Origin of the sequence: Variovorax sp. CF313, from assembly GCF_000282635.1 — a bacterium.
Classification (GTDB): domain Bacteria; phylum Pseudomonadota; class Gammaproteobacteria; order Burkholderiales; family Burkholderiaceae_C; genus Variovorax.
Genome location: NZ_AKIW01000033.1, coordinates 207,612 through 226,739, shown reverse-complemented (window position 1 = coordinate 226,739; position 19,128 = coordinate 207,612). Strand labels below are relative to the sequence as shown.

The window sequence follows — 19,128 nt, the reverse complement described above, 5'->3', positions numbered from 1 at the left end:
CGGCAACAACGACAACATCGGCACGGCCGTCGGAGCCACAGGCAACGACATTCTGGACTCCGGCAATTACATGACGATGTGGACCAGCGGCGACACGATCGACATGCGTGCCAACGGCACGGTCGCCACGGTCACCGGCAACAACGACAACATCGGCACGGCCGTCGGAGCCACGGGCAACGACATCCTCGATTCCGGCAACTACATGACGATGTGGACCAGCGGCGACACGATCGACATGCGTGCCAACGGCACGGTCGCTACGGTCACCGGCAACAACGACAACATCGGCACGGCCGTCGGAGCCACAGGCAACGACATTCTCGATGCGGGCAACTACATGACGATGTGGACCAGCGGCGACACGATCGACATGCGCAACAACGGCACGGTCGCGTTGGTCACGGGCTCCAACGATACGGTCGGCACTGCCATAGGCGCAACCAACGACACGATCCACGATACCGGTGCCAATATGTACCTCACGGCTTCGGGCGACATCCTGGACGTGGATGCCAGGGGCCTCACGGCTTACGTAACCGGCAACAACGATCTGACCTTCGGGAACTACGACACCATGCTCGCGTACGGGGCCGGCGACTATTCGTTTGGCCAAGGCGACTCTCTCGGGGGAGACATGGTGTCGAATGACTCGACGTACTACGACGACGTTTGGTACGACGAGTTCGACCCATTGCTGCTGAACTTGACGGGTGGAGCCGTCCAAACCCAGTCACGTGCGACATCCACGGCAACCTTCGACGTGCTGAACAATGGTCAACCGGTTCGGACAGGCTGGGCGACAACAGGCGAAGGCATGCTGGTCTACAACCCCGCCACACCCGACGCACCGGTGACACAGGACAGTCAGTTGGTCGCGGGTTTCAGCGCGCTGAAGAAGCTCGACAGCAATAACGACGGCGTCATCGACAGTCGCGATCAAGCCTGGAAGGATCTGCGCGTCTGGGTTTCCGACGGAACCGCGAGTTTCACTAGCGGTCAGTTGCAATCGCTGGATCAACTTGGGATCTCCTCAATCAACCTCAATGCCACTTTGCTCAATCAGAACAGCAACGGCAACACACTGATTGACGCGAGCACGTTTACATGGACCGATGGCACTTCGGGCAATATTGATGGAGTGGATTTTGACTTCAGAAGTTTGATGCTACCGCCCGGAATTCCGATCGTCCCGGCGGACTCGGCCGCCCAGGTCGCGGCAATGACCTCGATCGATCAACTTGTCAACGCGATGGGAAGTTTCGCGCCGCCTCTGTCAGCGCAGACGAGTTCGATCGCGGCAAACAATCCGCAAGTCACCGCACCACTGCTGGCTGCCGCGCACTGATAGAGATCCCGCACGAGGTATCGAGGGCATCGCTCCCACGCCCCTGGCTGCAACGCAGTCGGGCGCACTTCTCAATTAAGAACACCTGCGCACCGCGCGACAGGCGATGAATTCAGGGATGGCATGGATACCGGACTCCTCTCGCTCATGATGATGGCGGGCTACCACGGCGTGGCCGTCGACGAGGCCCTGCTGCGCCACGAGTTCGGGCACGAACCGTTCACTGCGCCGACGATCCTCCTCGCGGCCCAGCGGCTCGGCCTGACCGCCAAGCTCGTTCATCAACCTCCTGAGCGGCTGGGCCGCGCGCCCCTGCCGGCAGTGGCATTGGACCGTGAGGGCCGATTCCTGATCGTCGGTCGATACGACGCGGGCGCCGCAGTGGAGGGACAGCAACCAGGAGGCATGGCGCGCATCCTGATCCAGCGTGCGGGAGAAGCACCGCAAGTGCTCCCCCTCGACACCTTCCTCGCCCAGTGGTCGGGCGATCTGATCTTCTTCACCTCGAAGGCCACCTACGCCGGCGACATCGCCAAGTTCGACTTCAGTTGGTTCATTCCCGCCCTCATCAAGTACCGAAAGCTTCTGGGCGAGGTCGTGCTGATCTCCCTGGTGCTGCAGATCATCGGGCTGGTCACCCCAATGTTCTTCCAGGTCGTCATGGACAAGGTGCTGGTCAACCACGCCATGAAAACCCTCAACGTCATCGCCATCGGCCTACTGTGCGCCACGTTGTTCGAAGCCCTGCTTACCGGCATCCGCACGTACGTCTTCGCCCACACGAGCAGCAAGATCGACGTCGAACTGGGTGCGCGACTCTTCCGGCACCTGCTGTCTCTGCCCATCAGTTATTTCCAAGCCCGGCGAGTCGGCGACTCGGTCGCGCGCATCCGCGAGCTGGAGAACATCCGCTCCTTCCTGACCGGCAACGCCATCACGTTGGTGATGGACTTGCTGTTCTCCTTCGTCTTTCTGGCCGTCATGCTCTGGTACAGCGTCTGGCTGACCTTGGTTGTGCTGGCCTCCATCCCGTTGTACGGGCTTCTGTCCATCGTCTTCACGCCCATCCTGCGCGCGCGCCTCAACGAGAAATTCAATCGCAGCGCAGAAAACCAGTCCTTCCTGGTCGAAACCATCAGTGGCATCGACACCGTCAAGGCCATGGCCGTTGAGCCGCGCTGGACCCAGAAATGGGACAAGCAGCTCGCCGCGTACGTATCCGCGGGCCTGTCCGCCACCAACGTGGGCATGGTCGCTGGTGGTGGTGTGACGCTGGTCAGCAAGCTGGTCACTGCCGCGATCATGTGGATCGGCGCCACGCTCGTGGTCGACAACAAGCTCACTGTGGGCCAGCTCGTCGCCTTCAACATGCTGGCTGGCCAAGTGGCCTCGCCCATCATCCGGCTCGCCCAACTCTGGAACGACTTCCAGCAGGTGGGCATCTCCATGCAGCGCCTGGGCGACATCCTCAATGCGCGCACCGAGGTCGCGGGCCAGAAGACCCGCATTCCCAGAATCTCCGGCGAGATCGAGTTCGACCAGGTGTCGTTTCGCTACCGGCCTGATGCTCCCGACGTACTGCGCGCGGTGAACCTCAAGGTGCACCCCGGCGAGGTGATCGGCATCGTCGGCCGCTCAGGCTCGGGCAAGAGCACCCTGACGAAGCTGGTGCAGCGCCTCTATGTCCCCGACCGAGGCCGGGTGATGGTCGACGGGCAGGATCTGGCGTTGATCGACACCACGTCGCTGCGACAGCAGATCGGCGTCGTGCTGCAAGAGAACACCCTGTTCAACCGCAGCATCCGCGACAACATCGCGCTGTCCAACCCCGCACTCCCGATCGAAGCCATCATGGCCGCGGCCAAGCTGGCCGGCGCGCACGAGTTCATCAGCGAGCTGCCCGAGGGCTATGACACGATGGTCGGTGAACATGGCACCGGCTTGTCGGGTGGGCAGCGTCAGCGGGTCGCCATCGCGCGTGCCCTGATCACCAATCCACGGGTTCTGATCTTCGACGAGGCCACCAGCGCGCTGGACTACGAATCGGAAAAGATCATTCAGGACAACATGCGCCTCATCTGTAAGGGCCGCACAGTGCTGATCATCGCGCACCGCCTGTCGGCCGTGCGCGAAGCGAACCGGATCATCGTGATGGAGCGTGGACAGATCGCGGAAGAGGGTTCACATGCCGAACTGCTGGGCAACCAGGCCGGCATCTACCGGCATCTCTACAACCTGCAGTCGGGCACGGTGGCCATGGCGGCGCCGCCAGCGTTGGCGGTCATGCAATGAGCCTTCCACACCTCAAACATCGCGCGCAGGCCTATGGCGGCTTACTGGCGCACTATCGCGCTGTCTTCGCTGCCCACTGGGCTCGCCGCAACGACCGCAGCCTGGGGCTATTCAATGAAGACGAGGCCGAATTCCTGCCGGCGGCGCTGGCGCTGCAGGAACGTCCCGTGTCCTCGACGGCGCGCTGGACCGCGCGGGTGCTGATGACCTTGGTTGCCGCCGTGCTCGCATGGTCCATCCTGGGGAAGATTGACATCGTGGTGAATGCGACAGGCAAGGTGATTGCGAGTGGACGCACCAAGAGCATTGCCTCGGTCGACGTCGCCAGCGTGCATGCGTTGCACGTGGTCGAAGGCCAATTCGTCAAGGCTGGCGAGCCTTTGCTCGAGCTGGACACCAGCGCAACGGACGCGGAGCGAGACAAGGCGTCCGGCGATGCCGTGGTGGCGACCCTGCAGGCCGCGCGCTCCAGGGCGCTGATTCGGGGTGTCGATACATTGAGCGTGCCGCAGTTGCCCGCGCTCGACCACGTGCCGCCCGAGCAGCGGCGCGCCGAACAAAGCCACCTCGAGGGCCAGTACAAAGACTTCCGCACCAAGTTGGACCGTATCGACGGCGACATCCATCGCTTCGGCCAGGCTTTGGCGCTGGCCGCCCAGCAAGCGAGTGACTACAAGGAACTGTCGCGCAACCACGATGTTTCGGAGCACGCCTACCTCGACAAGGAACGTGCCCGCGTCGAATTGCAAGGCCAGCTCGCGGATGCCCGCAACCAGCGCTCGGCGCTGATCGCGCAGACCAAGAAGGACGCGCTTGATGCATTGACCGAGGGCGGCCGCATCGAGAGCGGCGCGCGACAGGATGCGGTGCGCGCCGATTCGCACAGCAAATTGCTCAAGCTCACGGCGCCGGTCGACGGGACCGTGCAGCAGCTCACGGTGCACACCGTCGGTGGTGTCGTGCCGGCGGCGCAGCCGCTGATGCTGATCGTGCCGCAGCAGGATTCGGTGGAGGTCGAGGCCTTCCTCGAGAACAAGGACATCGGCTTCGTGCGCGAAGGCCAGGACGCTCAGGTCAAGGTGGATGCGTTCGACTACACCAAGTACGGCACCTTGTCGGGCAAGGTGACGCACGTATCGCACGATGCCATCGAAGACGAGAAGCAGCAGGACGAGAAAAAGAGGCTGATCTATTCGGCCAAGGTGCTGCTCGGCGCATCGACGTTGGAGGTCGATGGCAAGCCGGCGACTCTGAGCCCGGGCATGTCGGTGAACGTCGAGGTCAAGACCGGCACGCGCCGCGTGATCGAGTATGTGCTCAGCCCGCTGCTGCAGGAAGTCCATGAAAGCCTGCGTGAGCGATAAGCGGTTGCGAGGGCTGCGACTCCAAGGGCCACCTCGGATGATGGCGGCGATGTTTGCAGCGGCAGCGTGCCTGGCCCATGCGGGCGCGGCCTGTGCGTTCGACCTGGACGACATCCTGCGCGCGGAGGCCCTGCGCGATCCGCTTCAGACGACACCTGCTGCGGTGCGGGACGGCGTTGTGCTTCCTGGCGACGAGGCTTCTGTCTCCTGCGGGGGGGCAGGTACAGGGGAGGCTGCCGCCGAGCTGTCTCTCGAGGCGGCCGTGGAACTGGCGCTGTGCAGCAATCCGCAGGTGCGCGCGGCCTGGGCGGCGATCAAGGTGCAAGCGGGGGCGGTCGGCGAAGCGAAGGCGGCCTACCTTCCGACGCTGACCGGCTCCCTGAGTCGACTGAACGACACGACCTGGTTTCCTGGCAGCACCACCGCCGCCGCGCACACGACGGGCAACACCGTCTATGCGGCGCTCACGTGGCGCCTGCTGGACTTTGGAGGGCGCGAGGCCAATCTGAGCGCGGCGAAGAGCCTGCTGGCGGCGGCGCTGGCCTCCCATGACGCCACGTTGCAGAAGACCCTGACAGCGGTGATCCAGGCGTACTTTGACGTGCAGACGACGCAGGCGGCCCTGGTCGCCAAGCAGGAGGCGGCCTCGATTGCATCGAGCACTCTGCAGACCGCCCGCCGTAAGGAGGCGCGTGGCGCCGGCTCGGCCGGAGAGACCCTGCAGGCGCAGACTACCGTGGCCCGCGCGACCCTGGAGGCGAGCCGGGCGGCCGGCGACCTGGGCAAAGCCAAGGCCGTCATGGTCTACGCCATCGGTGCTCCGTTCGGGAAGGCGTTCGCGTTGGCCCCTCTCGGGCCGCCGAAAGCCGGCGAACTGGCCCAGTCCCTCGCGGATTGGCTGGCGCAGGCAGAGAAAGGCCACCCTGCCATTGAGGCCGCACGCGCGCAGGTCACTGCGGCCCGAGCCCGTGCCGAAGCCACTCGTTCCGAGGGCCTGCCGTCGTTCGATCTCTCGGCGTCGTTCTATCAGAACGGGCGCCCTGGCCAGGGGCTGAGCACGACGCAGACGCGGGAACGATTGGTGGGGGTGACGCTGAATCTGCCGATCTTCGAGGGCTTCGCGCGCACCTACAAGATTCGAGGCGCGGATGCGCTGGTTGAACAGCGCGATGCGGAGTTGCATGACGTGGAGCATCGGGTGGCCATGGAGGTCGTACAGGCGTACTCGGACGCTGCTGCCGCGCTCAAGAACCTCGATGCCTCGGATGCCTTGCTGAAGGCTGCACAGTCTTCGCTGGCGAGTTCGCAACACAAATACGAGAAAGGTGCGGCGGATGTGCTGGAAATACTCAGCACGCAAAAAGCCTTGGCTGATGCGCAGGAAGAGCGTATCCGGTGCCTGTCGGAGTGGCGCTCGGCGAGCCTGCGCGTTGTTGCGGCGGCGGGGCGGCTTGGCACGATGCACTTGAAAAACACCAATGCAAATTGAGATTGCGGCCATGGTCCCTGCGAACCTCGCATCCTCAATCCCGATAGACGCCATGCGAAGAGTGCCAGCCGAAAAGAAAAAATCGGGAACTGAAGATCTGTTGTTGAAAGGTGTTGGGGCGCGAGTTCAGTCGAGATCTCGCAATCCCATCGAGTGCTGCCGAGGCGCAGCAGCAAACAAAGCCGCTGCACCGCCGAACAGAGCTATGCCGAGGCCTTGCGCCAGACGCGCTTGGCGCATCGCGCGGTCGTGCTCGGCTGCGGCTGTTTGTCCTGCCGACTGGGCGGCCCGCCGGCGCTGGCGCTGCATCGCATCGAACTGCTCCAGGCGCGACTCGATGCTGGCCAGGCGAATTGCGGCGAGCTCGACCTCGAGCTGCAGATCGATCGCCGCCAGCTCGCGTCTGAGACGGGCTGCAGCCTCCGCGTTGAGTGGTTTGACGTTCATGGCATCTTCCTTTTCGAGACGAGCATGGAGAACACAGCCGATGCAGCCGGCCGCTTGTGCATTGCACGAATGGTGCGAGCGCGCTCGATCACGCCGGCAGGATCCAGAGCCATGGCGTCGGCAAGGGCGGTCGACCATCGAAGCTGCAGATCGACCGGCGAGGAAAATGCATCGACTACCTCCAACGGCAGCTTTGCCAGGCCCATCGCCTTCGAGACTGCGGAACAGTCGATGCCTAGTTGCGCCGCCATTTGACGCATTGAGGGATACAGGCCTGCATCCAGCGCAGTCAGATAGCGCCTCCCCAACTCCCATGGAGAGAGGTCTTCGCGATAGCGGTTTTCCCGCTCCATTTCGGCGTGCAGTTGGGCGTCGGTCATGAATGGCTCGACCACCGCGTTCACTGGCAGACCCAGTTCCAGGCACGCGCGATGGCGCCGATGGCCGAACACGATCTCGTAGCGAACGCCCTCTTTCTCGAGGTTGAGCAGCGCCCGCACCTTAATGGCCTGATCATTGCCGCCGGCATGGGCGATGTCCGCCTTCAGGCTCTGAAACCCGGCCGTCTCGTACGCCCGTGGGTGACGCGTGGCAAAGCGCGACGCAGTAACGTCGGCTGGGTCGAGCCGTTGCGCTGTGAAAGTGCTTGTCATGGTGTTGGTCCCTGTTGGTTGAGATCAAAACGGCATACCGGCGTGGACCGAGATTTCGAGGCGAAGCCCGAACTTCCCGTAGATCAGTGCGGCCGCCCACGGTGTCGGCGCCGTGGCCCAGAGCTCGGCCATCTCGGAGCGGTTCGCAGTCGTGTCTGGCATCAGGTCGTCGTAGCGGGCATACCAAGCTGGGTGCTCCCTGCGGATCTCATCCCATTTCTGCTCAACCAGCGCCATACCGGCGGCCTCGTTGGCGGTGTCGATTTCTTGTTGGGTTTGCTGTTGACTCATTGCTCACTCCTCGTCGTCGTTGCGTTCAGATCTCGCCCGCGTCCCTCAACGCGCGGACCACGGCAGGCATGAGCGCAAGCCAGGCCGAGCCGGTGCGCTCGATGGCCTCCACCATCGAGTAGTCCATCGCCTTGAGCCAAGCCGGCTTGTTCAACACCAAAGCCACGGCCACCTTCTCTCCGGTCGACTGAACGTCCCAGGCATCGCGGCCGCGGCGAGCTGCGTCCCGCGCCTTGCCGAGCAGGTGACGAAACTCAGCGCCCTCTGGAGCCCGGTCGCCTGCGAACGCGCGGAGTGCGCCCTGCGTTTGATCCACTGAAACTGTTTGCTCTGTCATCTGGTTTCCTTTCTTGCCGCAATGCGGCGTTGGTCTTCAAAAAACACCGGAACCTTGAGCTGAGCCCCTTGGGAATCCGGTCCCGGCTGGGAAAACGATCCAGGCGGTCTCAATCACCGTCTACCTCTCGCCTTCGCCCGGAGTCCGTGGGGCCGGCGCGATTGATGCACGCAAGGGCCCGCCCGGAGGCCGCATGCGCAAGCGAGCGCAGCGAGTGCGAACGGGAGAGGACGGGAGCGAAGCGAACCCTTGCGGGTGGCAATCGAGCGCGCGCAGCGCGTGGCGCCGGCCACACTGACGAAGGAATAGCGAAGGCGCGACGTAGACGGTGAAGGCCGCGGAGAACATTTCCCAGACGGGACGCCGCGCGGCGAGCGCCTCCTGCCGCGCAGCGGCACAGGCCGGCCGGAGGCCGTCGAGCACAGCGAGCTGCTGCCGCAGGCAGCGTGCGTCAGCGATCGGAACCGAAGGCCAAGACGCGGAGCGGCTTGGGGGCGTAGCCCTGAGAGCGCGTTCGCCCGAAGGGCGAGACGCCAAGAGGAAACATCAGCAACAGCCGAGCCTTCTTCCAACCTTCGTCCATCGTTGGCCGAAACTTGTCCGAACCCTAGGCCAAGTCGCGACTTGTACGAAGCTTCTGCCAACCTTCGTACAACACTGCCGCGAAAGCCGCGCGCCGAGCGCGCGGCAACACTGCAGAGAAAAAAGATGACCGAACCTTCGTACAAGGTTCGGCCAAGTGAGGACTTGCACGAAGCTTGGCCGAAGGTTCGGCCGAGTCCGTCCGAATGCTCGGCGAACTTGACGGCTTGCGTCACGATCAAGCTCCGCCAAACGCGAGCTTCAGCAGCATGAACGCTTCGGCCAGAACAGCCGTGCCAGCGACACCCAGCCAAATCGAAACAGAGCGCAGCAAGCCGATCGTTCGCTGCAGTTCATCGCGAGTCGCCTTGGCAGAAGCGGCGGCGTCAGCGACGGTCTGAGCACGAGCAGCAGCTGCGGCCGGGGCTGCTTCAAGCTGGGCGATCCAGGCCGTGTAGCGGGCGCGGATCTCTACAGCCGCGTCTTCGGCAGCCATCGGCGTCGGCGCGAGCTCATGTGCCACGCGGATGGCCCACGAAACGGCTCGGCCAACGCCCGCATCCGGCTCGCGCTGCAGCTCAACGGGCGGGGCCTGAAGGTCATAAAGGCCCATCTCGGCCAGTGCGCCGCCGGCGGGTACGACATCGGCGTCGACCGACTCGCTGACCCGCAGCAGCAGCATCAAGTTCGTAGCAAAGAACGCCGCGTTGTGGTCGTGATCGGCGCCAACGAGTTGGTGCGTGACTTCATGCAAAAAAATAGCTACCAGCGCGCGCGGCGAACGATGGAGCATGCGATTACTGATACTGACGCGCTTGTCGGGCGCGTATTCCGGGGGGAGTGCCCAGCCGCCCCAGCACCCGGTCGGCCTGAGCTCGACCGGAAACGTGCCGCGGAAGCGGCACGCCGCGACCACGGGTGCGAGCAGCCTGGTCACCCAGCCGGCCAAGGCTGGGGGTGCGGGCTGCACCTGGAAGACTGGCACCGGCAGTGCCAGTGCCCCAACCTTCTCGAGATCCGTGGCCACGCGGTGGTTCACGATCGACCCGGACGGTCATGATCGGTGTCGTCGTCCAGGTCGTCGGCCGGCCAGAGCTGACGGGCCAGCGCGCGCTGTTGCTCGCCGAGCTCGGCCAGCTCTTCGTAGCGCTGGGCCTGCACGAGTTGCAAAGTCTTCTCGTGAGCCCGCAGCGCGGCGAGCCGCGCTGCGGGGGTCGGCAGCGCCTGCAACTCTTCTTCGCTGGGGCTGCGCAGATTCACGACGTGGGCGTGAAGACGACGGGTCCGCCTGTTGGTCTCGATCCATTGAGCACGTAGCGCCGCGGCCCGCGCCGGATCCAATTTATCGAGTGGCGATGGCGCCCGATCAGGTCCCGCTGCGGCCTCTTCGTCCGCTGCCTCTACGTCGGCCGCAGCTTGCCCAGCTAGTGCAGCCGCAGCATCGGCTGCGGCATCGGCCATCGTGCTCGCCTCCGCGATCGCCTGGACCTGGAGCTTCAATGGGTGGTCATCTGGAGCACGGCGCGCGGCCGCAGCCACGCTGCGGGACCAGGTGGTCGCGTCTTCGCGCGCGGCGTTCATGACCTCGAGCGCTCGTGGCCGGTCTTCCGGCACGACGGCGGCCACGGCAAAACTGTTGCTGCGGAGTTGCCGCAGATGGTCTTCTCCAGGCAGCTCCATACCCTCGCGCTTTGCGCGGGCGGCATCGCGTGCCCTGTCGAGGGCAAGGGCACGGTCCGCCGCGTCGAAACTCTTCGCTACAGCGTCTTCGGCGCGATTGACGTGATCCAGATCCAAACCTGCGGCACTGGCCGCAGCACGAAGCCTTGCAAGCTCAGCACGCGTCTCAGCGAGCTCTTCCTTGAGCAATTGAATGAGGGCATCCCTGCCGTCTTGGGGCGGCTCTCCTGGCTCGCCCGTCACCACGGTGCCGGAAGGGATAGAGGACGGTCCCCACAGGCCGCCGAGCAGGCGCATCAGGAGCGACCTGAACGCCTCCAAGATTCGGCTCAGCCAGCCGGGGCCGAATCCGATCGGAGCGAGTTCGCCAGCCTCACTTTTGACTGCTGTCGGCCGGGGGCGATCGAGATCGACGCCGGCGGCCGCGGCCGCCACGGCGGTCTTCTTCGGCACTGCATCGAACCGCAACGAGTCCTTCAGCGATGGACGCGTGGGTGCAGCAACCGCTGGAGAAGGTGTCGAGGTGGTGGCTGTAGATGGATCGGGGATGCTCATGGATTGCTCCTGGTGGTGGTTGAAAGAGATGGGGATCGCGGCGGCAACATGCGCTTCGGCGCGGGCGAGGAACTGATCGACGACAGACGGCGCGCTCATGGCCGCCGCCTTGCGCTTGCGGCCGGGCTCTGGCTTTGCCGGGCTTCGGGCTGCTGGAGCTGCGCTTGCGCGGCCTGCACGTTGGATATCTGCAGCTGTGCCCAAGCCCACGTCGCTGCGCCAATCAAGGCGCACGTCACTGCCGTCACCACGGTCGGCGTGAAGACGGCCCAAAGCAACGCCATGCGCAGACGCTGGCGGGCGTTCCGAAGCTCTGTCGTCGTTTGCCCCTGGCTCAACTCGATCTGCGCGCGCAGCGCCTGTTCGTGTAGCTGGAGATCCGTCGACATCCGCGCCGTCGCCTGATCGAGCAGCGTTCCGAGCGTCCGGCCCTTGGCGGCGAGTTGGCCGAGTTGCCGATCGAGTTGGACCAGCGCCTTCGCTCCGCGCTCGATCTCCATGTCCGTCGGCGTCGGACTCGATGTAGATGCGATCGAGCTCGGTGTCTGGGCCATAGCGTTTTCGATTCCGCGCGGCAGCGGCTTCGAGCTGTGTGACGAGCCGGCGACGCTCGGCTCGAGCCCGTTCGAGGTCGATGTCACCGCCTCTGCCGCTGGAGCCGATGACCAGGTCATGTCCAGGAACGCGAACGGATCGGGCTCGGTCAGCTTCGAGCCATTGAGCGGCATCGAACTGTTCATCGAGCAGGGCTCCCCGAAGGCGCAGCGGCCTGGCGCCAGGCTGCAACCGGAGACTGATGTAGTCGGCACCGGTTCTCGTAATGGAGCCGCCGCCGTGCTGCGCGGCCTTGGTCAGGGCAGCGAGAACTGATGCTCGGTCGGTCAGGGCACCGGCACGCACCCCGGCCTCCAACCAGGCTCCGACGCGCGCCCGCGTGGTCGGTGCATCGGTAGGCTGAGCAGCCAGGGACGCGCGTAATTCCGACGCCGCAATGAAGGCTTCGTGCCTGGCAGGTTGTACATCCTGCATCCGCCTTTCGTCGTCCGGTCTGCCCAAGCCGAGCTTCCAATTCCATGAATTGCGGAATGGATCCCAGGTTTTTTGCCAACCAGGAGGCGCAATATTCACAGATTTGCCGCTTTGCAAATCGACCATGGCATGGACGATGTGAATATCGACACCACCGTTTGGTCGCCGATGCTCGACGGCAGTCCAGCAATTTCGATGGGGACTGAGCCCGGCAAAGGCCACTCGCTCGAAGTCGTTCAGCAAGTCCTGCGTTTCCGCTTCGGTTAATTTTTCTTCCGGGCTGAATCCGAGAGAACCGGATTTGTAGCGCCATTTGAAATCGAGCGTGCCAGCCACCTTTGCGACGAGCTGAGGATCTCCTCGAAGAATGCGAATTCCCGCCCGTTGTACGCCCTTGGCGTCTTTCGGCGCCAAGATGTAGTCGATGGCATCTCGAGGATTTCCCTGGCCGTGCGCAGTAAAACTGACGTACATTCATAATTATCTCAGATGCGCATGCAGAATTTCCTGCATCGAGAGTTCGATTTGCTTAAGGGATTTGGCTGAGGTCAATACATCTACAGGAGTACCGGTGATGTATTGCGCGTTCAACCGATGCGCGATCTGATTGACCGAATTGCCAAGTTGACTCAACTGAAACAGAAGCGCGGGATCAACCTGCGTGTATCTGCGTTTTGACAAATCGGGCTGGCGGCGGCGCGGGGCGGGCCGGCCGGTGGCGCGAACGTCGGGACCTCCGCTGGTCAGGCACGCCCTGAGGAAGTCACTAAGAGATCCGCCGCTAGCCGCCGCAGCGCGGCGCACCGACGCGCCCTCAGTCACGGTCAGCCTGACCTTGACCTGGTCGTCGAGAGGCTCGTCGAAGGTGAGCGGCCGGCTCACGAATCAAGCTCCGAGGGAGCAGCGGGCGCGGCGCGGCAGCAGGGTTTCAGGGACGCAGTCCATGACCAGCCGCCGGACCCAAAACTGAAAGTTTTGGGGTCCGGCGTAGGCTGGTTTCGGTTCGAGCAGGGCATGACCGCGATGGTCTTCCTAAGCGCGAGGTGCACCGAAATGACAAATTCGGCTGGGGCAGTTGAGACAGCACTGGGGCCTACCCTGAGGCACACCGTCGCAGCGTGGCGCTGGTGTGCCCCGCAGCTTGGGGGCTCCTGATCTCAGTCTGACAAGAAGCCCTGCTGACGGAGCTTGTTTAGGGTTGTGCTTACATAGTGCGTACAGCGCACCTCGTCGCGCGGTTGCCGACCTGGCTGCCGCACCGAATGCTGAAGGAAGGCTTCGACCTCCGCAGCACCACGCCCGGACTTCAGCATGCCGATCGCGCGGCCCCAGTCGCGCCCTGAGGCTGTGCTGTCGGTGCCGGAGCTAGGGGTTAGCGCTCGCGGCTGTTGTGCCACCGGCACTTTCTTCTCCAATGCGGACGGGCGACTAAATTGGGGCTTTGCAAGTAAATTTCCGATTTCATGCTTCTTTCCATCGGACAAATAAACAAGCCGAGTCCAAAATCTTCCTCGGCCAGGCTTGAGATTTACAGAGCCAGGCCACCGATGAGCCTGATGCCCCGAAAGTGCACCAGAATCTGATTTACATCCGGTGATTTCATATAAGGCGCGGTGAGCCTGATGACGATCTTCATTCGTCATATCTCTATCGCCCGCATAAAGGTGCTGAAAATTTCCAAATGACGTTTCGAGAATTGCGCAAGCAAACCCGTCGAAAAGTGGCGTCGCTGAATTGATGTCATCAAGTAGAAGGATCCGTGAACCTTCGCGTGGTCCAGCAAAGAGTGATTCGCCGATAAACTCGTCCGCGCCTTTGGATGTTTTATTTTCTCGGGCGTACACCATTTTGAAAAAATCTTCCCAGCTCGTAAGTGAGAGGCCGCTGTATTGACCGATCGACTCGGCATTCTTGGAATACTTTCCAATGGGTAATTCGCCGCCGGAATAGCGGCCATCGTTCGAACACCGAATCGTCACCAATCGGGTCAGGTGGTCTCGATTGCCTCCGTTCTGTTTCATGATCCAAATGGCCAGGCGAGTCGAATTGGAGCACCGTTCGCGCATCGCTGTTTCTGATCGACTCATTCCCTGGGACTCGTTCAACTGGCGGCCGGCCATGGAAGAGTCGATCAGCGGGGATCTCATGGCCTCGGGAGCTGGTTTCTCGATGAACTGGGCACCACCCCCCCCAGCCCGCTGTCGCGGGCGGGAGTGGAGGGGAGCGGCGCTCGCGCGCCGCAGAAACCGCGGAGGAGTGCACCCCTTGGCCGCCCAAGTCTCTCGCGTCGAGTCCGGCGGCCAGGGGGGTGTGAATACCGGTCTCCGCAAAATTTGCGTACTGGAGAGCGCAGTATTTGCGTGCTGGGACACTGGCAACCCGCATGGGCATTGGGTTTCCAGAGGGGGCGTCTTTTTTGGGCGTGATTGCCATACGCAAGTCTCTTGGCCTCGGAGGCCCTGGGATGAAAGTCATTGGGAGCTCGATTTCTGCCGGTAGCGGGTAGGCCAAGTGCCCCCGCTTGCCCGCCGCGCGCAGCGCTGCACGCCGCCTGTGCCAAGCCAGCGCGATTTCGATGAATGCAGGATTCAGGTGAGTCACGGCGACTTCCTCCTTGAGCCTGGCGCCGCGCGGCCGGCGCCGCTCACGCGCGATCAGGCCGACTTGCAGCAAGAGGGCCACCGCATCGTCCACGGCGCGGCGCGAGGCTTGCCTCGGCCCGTGGCTGCCTAGAAACTCAAGCTTCACCTTGATCCCTGCAGCTGGGTCGCTGGCCTTGGCCTTGCGGCATAGCTCGGCAAGCACCTGACCGGCTGTAGGCGTCAGCCGCTGGCCAACCCAGAGGATCTCGCTGCCGAGAAATTGAGTGAGCGCGTCCATGGGTCGAATAACCCGATGCTCGAGGGAGGCGAGCAAGCGCGAGATGCTTGCCGCATTTACGAGGCCCGAAGATAATTTAGGCAGCGTCCAAGCTACCTCTCCGAGCCCGGTTGCCTTCCCCAAGGCGTCCGGGCTTTTCCCTTTTCAGGCCTCGGACCCCTGCAACAGAGCGAGCGCGCGTTCAGGCAAAGGGCGCCGCTTTCTCCCGCGCCGCGGCGCCTGCTGCGGCTGAACGTGTGCGGTGGCAGTGGGTTCCGCGGCAGGAGCAACTGAGGCTGGCGATGCAGGGGCCGCTGTGGTGGACAACCCGGCTATCCACGCTTTGATGTCCTTGGCGAGCCACACAGACGGTCGACCGCCGACACCTGCAACCGCCGCCGCGGGAATCAGTCCTTGCCTCGCGGCATAGCGCACCCCGCCTCTTACTTGAGCCGGGGTGCGGCCGCGGAGCCAAGGCAGCAGCGCACCGACAGCCTCAGCGGTCAGAAACGTGTCGTCTGGCATGGCCGGATGCTGTGCGCGCTCGTTGTGGTCCGTCGCGTAAGAATTTGGCATATGTTGTTCGATGGCTGGTAATCTGTGATGAGCGAATTACCTGCCATCAACGCGGGTGCACCAAAATGACAAATTCAGCCCGTCACCGAAATGAACGATTGGCCTCGGACACGATCGAGGCCATGGAGTCGTTGCGCGCTCGGCTGGCTCTGGATCTCCCGCTCGGCACGAGTTACGCAATCGATCTGAGCGACGCCCACAAGAAAGCATGCCGGAGGGTCCTCGAGCTGGTCATGCTCGGTGCGCTTGATGCCGACGCCGCCGCGTCGGACCAAGGGCAGGGGCGCCGAGGCCGTGGCAAGCCGCCGACGGTCCCACACGATGCGAATCGGATGCTGGTGAGGATGATCGTCATGGCTGCCCGCGTGGACGAGCCCACTTTGAGCCCTTTGCAGATCGCGCAAGAGCTTGAGAAAGCAGCCGGCGGGCTACCCGATGGGATCGACGATGCCGCGCAACTCGGGGCCGTCCTTCAGGCGCATTGCACAGATCCAGGTCCCAAGCGCAAGCGCAAGCACCTCAGTGGTCTGAGTCGAGAGCGCGCCGGGTGGCTGGCTCAGGCAGCAGAGAGCATCGGCTGGCTCCCCGAGGGGCATTGGCGCGCGCCGTACCTACTTCGCCTGCTGCTGACCCTCGCCTCCCCAGAGCCCGAAGAAGATCGGGTGTGGTCCCACGAACTGCGAGAGCTAGAGGCCGCGCTGCTGGCACCCCCGCCGCCAGCGCTGACATCTTCCGAGCTGGCGCGCGCTTGGCGAGCAATGGTCAAGGGAGGTTCTGAATTTCGCAAATCCGCAGCGGCGCACGCCGCGCAGGTGGATGCGCTGCAAGGCCCAGTGAGTCTCGATGCATTGAATGAGCCGCCGGTGCCGGCAGCGGTGGAGGTCGCGCTCAGCGACCGCAAGGTCGGAGACGTGATCGAGGCGTCCCCATTGGTGGTGGTCTACACGATGCGCGAAGGTGAGGAAGGCCATGCCTGGGCGATTCAGCCCGCCGCAGACAGCATGTCCGCCGCGTTCGATCTGGCCGAGTACGCGGTCGCGGCCCACCGGCCACGCGCTGGCCGCCGCGGCCAGGCGCAGGGCAATGACGCCGGCGCCAGCGTCGATCTCGCCCAGGGGCTCGCTCGCTGGCGCTGACGAAAGGCTCTCCACATGACCGTGATCACCCAGCGCATCGACTCCATAACCCGCGCGATTACCCCCGCACCTGTTGCCGACAGGGAAGCCGGGCGGCGAGCCCTGGCGTCGGGCAAATCGCCTGAGCTGTGGCTAGCCCTCGTCCTCGTCTTGGCGGCAGCGACAGCCCCTACGCAGGCCCGAGCCGACGCGCTCGACGACTATAAATCGCTCAGCGAGATGTGCCGGCGCAGCGGCTCGACATCGGACGCGACATGCACGCAGCGGGATAAACTTGAGCTCAAACTACGCACCCAGGGCTATTATCAAAACGGCTACGACGGGTACATGTCGCCCGAGCGCATCGATGAGTTCGAGCGCATCGTGCGCTCGAACCGCGTGCAGGCCCGACCGACGCAGCTGGTCCCGCCGCCGATCAAACCCGCGCCGATGCCCGAGCACCCGCACACGTCGGCCTTGAGTGAGCGGTTGCTGGTGCACCTCGAATCCGCCCCGCCGGGCATGCGTGAGGACTTCCTATTCGAGAACCGCCCCGCGACGATGTGGCGTCTCACGTGCAAGCAGATTGCGCAGTTTCAATCAGGCATGGCGAACACCGACAAGGACCGCGCGTTCGTCGCTTGGCAAGCTACGGCGCCGGGGAATCTGCTCACCGTCTTGCGCGTTGACGGCTCGACTTCGCAGAGCTGCTACGAGCCGACTACGCGTGGGATTCGCATATTCGGCAAAGGCCAGCAGCCGTTTGACTCCAACTTGCGGTGAGCGCGGCCGGCGACTTCGCGGCCGGGCCAGTTACCGTCCGTTGCAGGGGGAATTTGCTGGGGAAACTCCCGGCGCCTAAAAAAATGAACCAGATAGGCACTGTTTTGGCGGAGAGTGTGACTGCTGTCGACCGGCGCCGTCCAAGCAGTAGGAGCGTCCGAGCGCGGGAGCGAAGCGAGACCGAGGTGGGCCGTGCTGAATTCGCGCGGGCATGGCGTTGAGGGGGCGGGGTGCAGATCTCCAGTGCAATTTCAGTGCACTCAAAAGTGAAGTCGGTTCAACTGCCGTGCGCAGCGGTCAACAGCAATCAACGGAGATTTGCCTTTTAGATCAAGGCCTTACATAATCAACAGCGATCGATGAAGGTTGCTCATTCGAGCGCTGATTTTGCTTGCCAACGCCTTTTAATCCGTTGGTCACTGGTTCGAATCCAGTACGTCCTACCAGAACCCTTCTCCTCTGAAAACACGTTGAAAAAGGCCGCCTTCCAGCGGCCTTTTTCATTTGCGGCGTTCAAAGTTGCCCGGCGAGGTAACGCGAAGCGCGCGCACCTGGAACAACAAAAAAACAGCCCGCACGAAGGCGGGCTGGAAGGTGACCTGCTGGAGGAGGGAGGATCAGAGAATGCAGGCCACAGGGAGAGCCATGACTATCGCCTGTGAACCTGCATGGAAGCTGACCTTGATGGAATCTCGTTTCAACGGCCTCAGTCTTCGTCTTCCCATTTGCCGATGACGGTGCCGAGCACTGTGAAGGCTTGGCGCACCGGCTCGTGCGTCGGGTTCAACGGCAGCAGCCAGCGGCGCCCGTCGTCTTCCTTGAACACCTTGAAGGTGATCTCGCCGCTGTCGTCGAGTTTCGCGATGATGCGTTCGCCGTCATCGGGTGTCTTCAGTTGTGTGTCGACAAACACGATCGACTCCGCCGGATAGCTCTTCAGATGGCCGCTGGGCGCGGTCATGCTGTCGCCGCGCACGCGCAGCGCATAGGTATGAAGGCTGTGATGGGCGATGCAGGGGATCCAGCGCTCGGCGCTGGGCTGCTGCGAAACTTCGAGGCTGTCCCAGTTGGCGGCATCCGCCCACGCGATGAGCGGCACGGTACCGGGAGTGCGGGGATTGAACGAGGGGATCGACGGCGGAGTGCGCGTCACGCGATAGGGGCCAGGCGGTTCGTTGGCCTTGTCGCGGGCCTGGCGGATCTGGTCTTCGTCCCATGGAGCCGGCCCGTCGCCGGTGTCCAGCCAGTTGGGGTCGACACGGTAGGCGCGCGCCAGCGCGAGCACGCTCATCGATCGGCTGGTGTCTCCCCGCTCGATCTTGGAAATGCTGGACTGCTTGACGCCGGAAGCTGCCTCTGCCTGCTTCTGCGTCATCTTGGCGAATTTGCGCGCGGCCAAGGCGCGTGTGGCAATGGTCTCCATCGAGCGGGATTTAAGCTCAGATGAATATTCTTCCTGGACTTTAGAATATGAGAAAAAGGGAGAAAACCATGAAGCCACGCGAATTGGTCCTGGCGCTGAGGGCCATGGGGCTCACGCAGAAGCAGATCGAGCAGAGAACAGGCATTCCGCAGCCGACGATCAGCAAGATCGGCCTGGGACGGGTGAGCGACGTGATGTCGCGCCACTACATTGCGCTGCTGGCTGCCTACGAGCAGCAGGTACGGGAAGAGGCGCTCAAATCCGCTGCGCGGGCCTTGCGCCAACCGTCGGCCGATGAGTAAACC

19 protein-coding genes and 1 pseudogene are annotated in these 19,128 nt (G+C 63.4%); 10 read left to right on the top strand and 10 right to left on the bottom strand.

The genetic code is table 11. The features are described 5' to 3' along the window. The 4 genes and pseudogenes from PMI12_RS11640 to PMI12_RS11625 form a co-directional block, all read left to right on the top strand. Positions 1-1,348, top strand: a pseudogene (locus tag PMI12_RS11640) (hypothetical protein); the annotation flags it as partial. Positions 1,349-1,471: 123 nt separating this feature from the next. Beyond that, the gene (locus tag PMI12_RS11635; RefSeq protein WP_007832360.1) at positions 1,472-3,640 is read left to right on the top strand and encodes a type I secretion system permease/ATPase; all 2,169 of its coding nucleotides are present in this window, start codon (positions 1,472-1,474) and stop codon (positions 3,638-3,640) included. Beyond that, complete coding sequence (locus PMI12_RS11630; RefSeq protein ID WP_007832351.1) at positions 3,637-5,004, top strand: HlyD family type I secretion periplasmic adaptor subunit; 1,368 nt, start codon at positions 3,637-3,639, stop codon at positions 5,002-5,004. The genes PMI12_RS11635 and PMI12_RS11630 overlap by 4 nt, the downstream gene beginning before the upstream one ends. A 37-nt stretch (positions 5,005-5,041) precedes the next feature. Beyond that, a complete protein-coding gene (locus PMI12_RS11625; protein ID WP_162130817.1) occupies positions 5,042-6,493 on the top strand; it encodes a TolC family protein in 1,452 nt (483 codons plus the stop codon). A gap of 126 nt (positions 6,494-6,619) precedes the next feature. Here PMI12_RS11625 and PMI12_RS11620 read toward each other — a convergent pair whose 3' ends face one another. From PMI12_RS11620 to PMI12_RS11590, 7 genes are all read right to left on the bottom strand, one after another. Then, a complete protein-coding gene (locus PMI12_RS11620; RefSeq protein ID WP_007832347.1) occupies positions 6,620-6,940 on the bottom strand; it encodes a hypothetical protein in 321 nt (106 codons plus the stop codon). Continuing rightward, the gene (locus PMI12_RS11615; RefSeq protein ID WP_007832346.1) at positions 6,937-7,593 is read right to left on the bottom strand and encodes a ParB/RepB/Spo0J family partition protein; all 657 of its coding nucleotides are present in this window, start codon (positions 7,591-7,593) and stop codon (positions 6,937-6,939) included. The genes PMI12_RS11620 and PMI12_RS11615 overlap by 4 nt, the downstream gene beginning before the upstream one ends. Positions 7,594-7,617: 24 nt before the next feature. Beyond that, a complete protein-coding gene (locus tag PMI12_RS11610; RefSeq protein WP_007832343.1) occupies positions 7,618-7,884 on the bottom strand; it encodes a hypothetical protein in 267 nt (88 codons plus the stop codon). A 25-nt stretch (positions 7,885-7,909) separates the two neighbouring features. Continuing rightward, entirely contained in the window at positions 7,910-8,200 is a 291-nt protein-coding gene (locus PMI12_RS11605) for a hypothetical protein (protein ID WP_202801676.1), read from the bottom strand. Positions 8,201-9,041: 841 nt separating this feature from the next. Next, on the bottom strand, positions 9,042-9,842 hold the full coding sequence (locus PMI12_RS11600) for a hypothetical protein (RefSeq protein ID WP_007832338.1): 801 nt from the start codon (positions 9,840-9,842) through the stop codon (positions 9,042-9,044). Then, positions 9,839-11,137: a hypothetical protein gene (locus PMI12_RS11595; protein WP_042673206.1), complete on the bottom strand. Its 1,299-nt coding sequence runs from the start codon at positions 11,135-11,137 to the stop codon at positions 9,839-9,841. The genes PMI12_RS11600 and PMI12_RS11595 overlap by 4 nt, the downstream gene beginning before the upstream one ends. Next, positions 11,134-11,538, bottom strand: coding sequence for a hypothetical protein (locus PMI12_RS11590; RefSeq protein WP_042673204.1), 405 nt, complete (start codon positions 11,536-11,538; stop codon positions 11,134-11,136). The genes PMI12_RS11595 and PMI12_RS11590 overlap by 4 nt, the downstream gene beginning before the upstream one ends. Between PMI12_RS11590 and PMI12_RS11585 the strand changes: the two genes are divergently transcribed. Next, positions 11,537-11,908, top strand: coding sequence for a hypothetical protein (locus tag PMI12_RS11585; protein WP_007832332.1), 372 nt, complete (start codon positions 11,537-11,539; stop codon positions 11,906-11,908). The genes PMI12_RS11590 and PMI12_RS11585 overlap by 2 nt on opposite strands. 288 nt (positions 11,909-12,196) lie before the next feature. Then, complete coding sequence (locus tag PMI12_RS28725) at positions 12,197-12,334, top strand: hypothetical protein (RefSeq protein WP_157632177.1); 138 nt, start codon at positions 12,197-12,199, stop codon at positions 12,332-12,334. A gap of 213 nt (positions 12,335-12,547) precedes the next feature. Here PMI12_RS28725 and PMI12_RS11580 read toward each other — a convergent pair whose 3' ends face one another. Beyond that, positions 12,548-12,949, bottom strand: coding sequence for a plasmid mobilization protein (locus tag PMI12_RS11580; protein ID WP_042673203.1), 402 nt, complete (start codon positions 12,947-12,949; stop codon positions 12,548-12,550). A gap of 275 nt (positions 12,950-13,224) precedes the next feature. Next, positions 13,225-14,214 (bottom strand): DNA-primase RepB domain-containing protein, encoded by a 990-nt coding sequence (locus PMI12_RS28150; protein WP_081502641.1) that lies wholly within the window; start codon positions 14,212-14,214, stop codon positions 13,225-13,227. A 1,386-nt stretch (positions 14,215-15,600) separates the two neighbouring features. Between PMI12_RS28150 and PMI12_RS11575 the strand changes: the two genes are divergently transcribed. The 3 genes from PMI12_RS11575 to PMI12_RS29410 all read left to right on the top strand — a co-directional run bounded on the left by PMI12_RS11575 (position 15,601) and on the right by PMI12_RS29410 (position 18,062). Continuing rightward, complete coding sequence (locus PMI12_RS11575; RefSeq protein ID WP_042673202.1) at positions 15,601-16,638, top strand: hypothetical protein; 1,038 nt, start codon at positions 15,601-15,603, stop codon at positions 16,636-16,638. A 15-nt stretch (positions 16,639-16,653) separates the two neighbouring features. Continuing rightward, positions 16,654-17,400 carry a hypothetical protein gene (locus PMI12_RS11570; protein ID WP_007832325.1) on the top strand — a complete coding sequence of 249 codons (747 nt, stop codon included), beginning with the start codon at positions 16,654-16,656 and terminating at the stop codon, positions 17,398-17,400. A 359-nt stretch (positions 17,401-17,759) separates the two neighbouring features. Beyond that, complete coding sequence (locus PMI12_RS29410; protein ID WP_157632176.1) at positions 17,760-18,062, top strand: hypothetical protein; 303 nt, start codon at positions 17,760-17,762, stop codon at positions 18,060-18,062. 44 nt (positions 18,063-18,106) lie between these two features. Here the strand turns inward: PMI12_RS29410 and PMI12_RS11565 are convergent, their stop codons facing one another. Further along, a complete protein-coding gene (locus PMI12_RS11565) occupies positions 18,107-18,799 on the bottom strand; it encodes a helix-turn-helix domain-containing protein (RefSeq protein WP_237726078.1) in 693 nt (230 codons plus the stop codon). A gap of 92 nt (positions 18,800-18,891) precedes the next feature. Here PMI12_RS11565 and PMI12_RS11560 point away from each other — a divergent pair, with 92 nt between their 5' ends. Beyond that, positions 18,892-19,125 carry an XRE family transcriptional regulator gene (locus PMI12_RS11560; protein ID WP_007832323.1) on the top strand — a complete coding sequence of 78 codons (234 nt, stop codon included), beginning with the start codon at positions 18,892-18,894 and terminating at the stop codon, positions 19,123-19,125. Positions 19,126-19,128 lie beyond the last annotated feature (3 nt).

What these genes read in the sequence shown, in the direction of transcription:
- PMI12_RS28150 (WP_081502641.1), bottom strand. Translation starts at nt 14,214, where the DNA reads ATGAGATCCCCGCTGATCGACTCTTCCATGGCCGGCCGCCAGTTGAAC.
- PMI12_RS11635 (WP_007832360.1), top strand. Translation starts at nt 1,472, where the DNA reads ATGGATACCGGACTCCTCTCGCTCATGATGATGGCGGGCTACCACGGC.
- PMI12_RS11585 (WP_007832332.1), top strand. Translation starts at nt 11,537, where the DNA reads ATGTCCGTCGGCGTCGGACTCGATGTAGATGCGATCGAGCTCGGTGTC.
- PMI12_RS11570 (WP_007832325.1), top strand. Translation starts at nt 16,654, where the DNA reads ATGACCGTGATCACCCAGCGCATCGACTCCATAACCCGCGCGATTACC.
- PMI12_RS11610 (WP_007832343.1), bottom strand. Translation starts at nt 7,884, where the DNA reads ATGAGTCAACAGCAAACCCAACAAGAAATCGACACCGCCAACGAGGCC.
- PMI12_RS11615 (WP_007832346.1), bottom strand. Translation starts at nt 7,593, where the DNA reads ATGACAAGCACTTTCACAGCGCAACGGCTCGACCCAGCCGACGTTACT.
- PMI12_RS11595 (WP_042673206.1), bottom strand. Translation starts at nt 11,137, where the DNA reads ATGAGCGCGCCGTCTGTCGTCGATCAGTTCCTCGCCCGCGCCGAAGCG.
- PMI12_RS29410 (WP_157632176.1), top strand. Translation starts at nt 17,760, where the DNA reads ATGAAGGTTGCTCATTCGAGCGCTGATTTTGCTTGCCAACGCCTTTTA.
- PMI12_RS11620 (WP_007832347.1), bottom strand. Translation starts at nt 6,940, where the DNA reads ATGAACGTCAAACCACTCAACGCGGAGGCTGCAGCCCGTCTCAGACGC.
- PMI12_RS11630 (WP_007832351.1), top strand. Translation starts at nt 3,637, where the DNA reads ATGAGCCTTCCACACCTCAAACATCGCGCGCAGGCCTATGGCGGCTTA.
- PMI12_RS11590 (WP_042673204.1), bottom strand. Translation starts at nt 11,538, where the DNA reads ATGGAGATCGAGCGCGGAGCGAAGGCGCTGGTCCAACTCGATCGGCAA.
- PMI12_RS11625 (WP_162130817.1), top strand. Translation starts at nt 5,042, where the DNA reads ATGATGGCGGCGATGTTTGCAGCGGCAGCGTGCCTGGCCCATGCGGGC.
- PMI12_RS11560 (WP_007832323.1), top strand. Translation starts at nt 18,892, where the DNA reads ATGAAGCCACGCGAATTGGTCCTGGCGCTGAGGGCCATGGGGCTCACG.
- PMI12_RS28725 (WP_157632177.1), top strand. Translation starts at nt 12,197, where the DNA reads ATGGACGATGTGAATATCGACACCACCGTTTGGTCGCCGATGCTCGAC.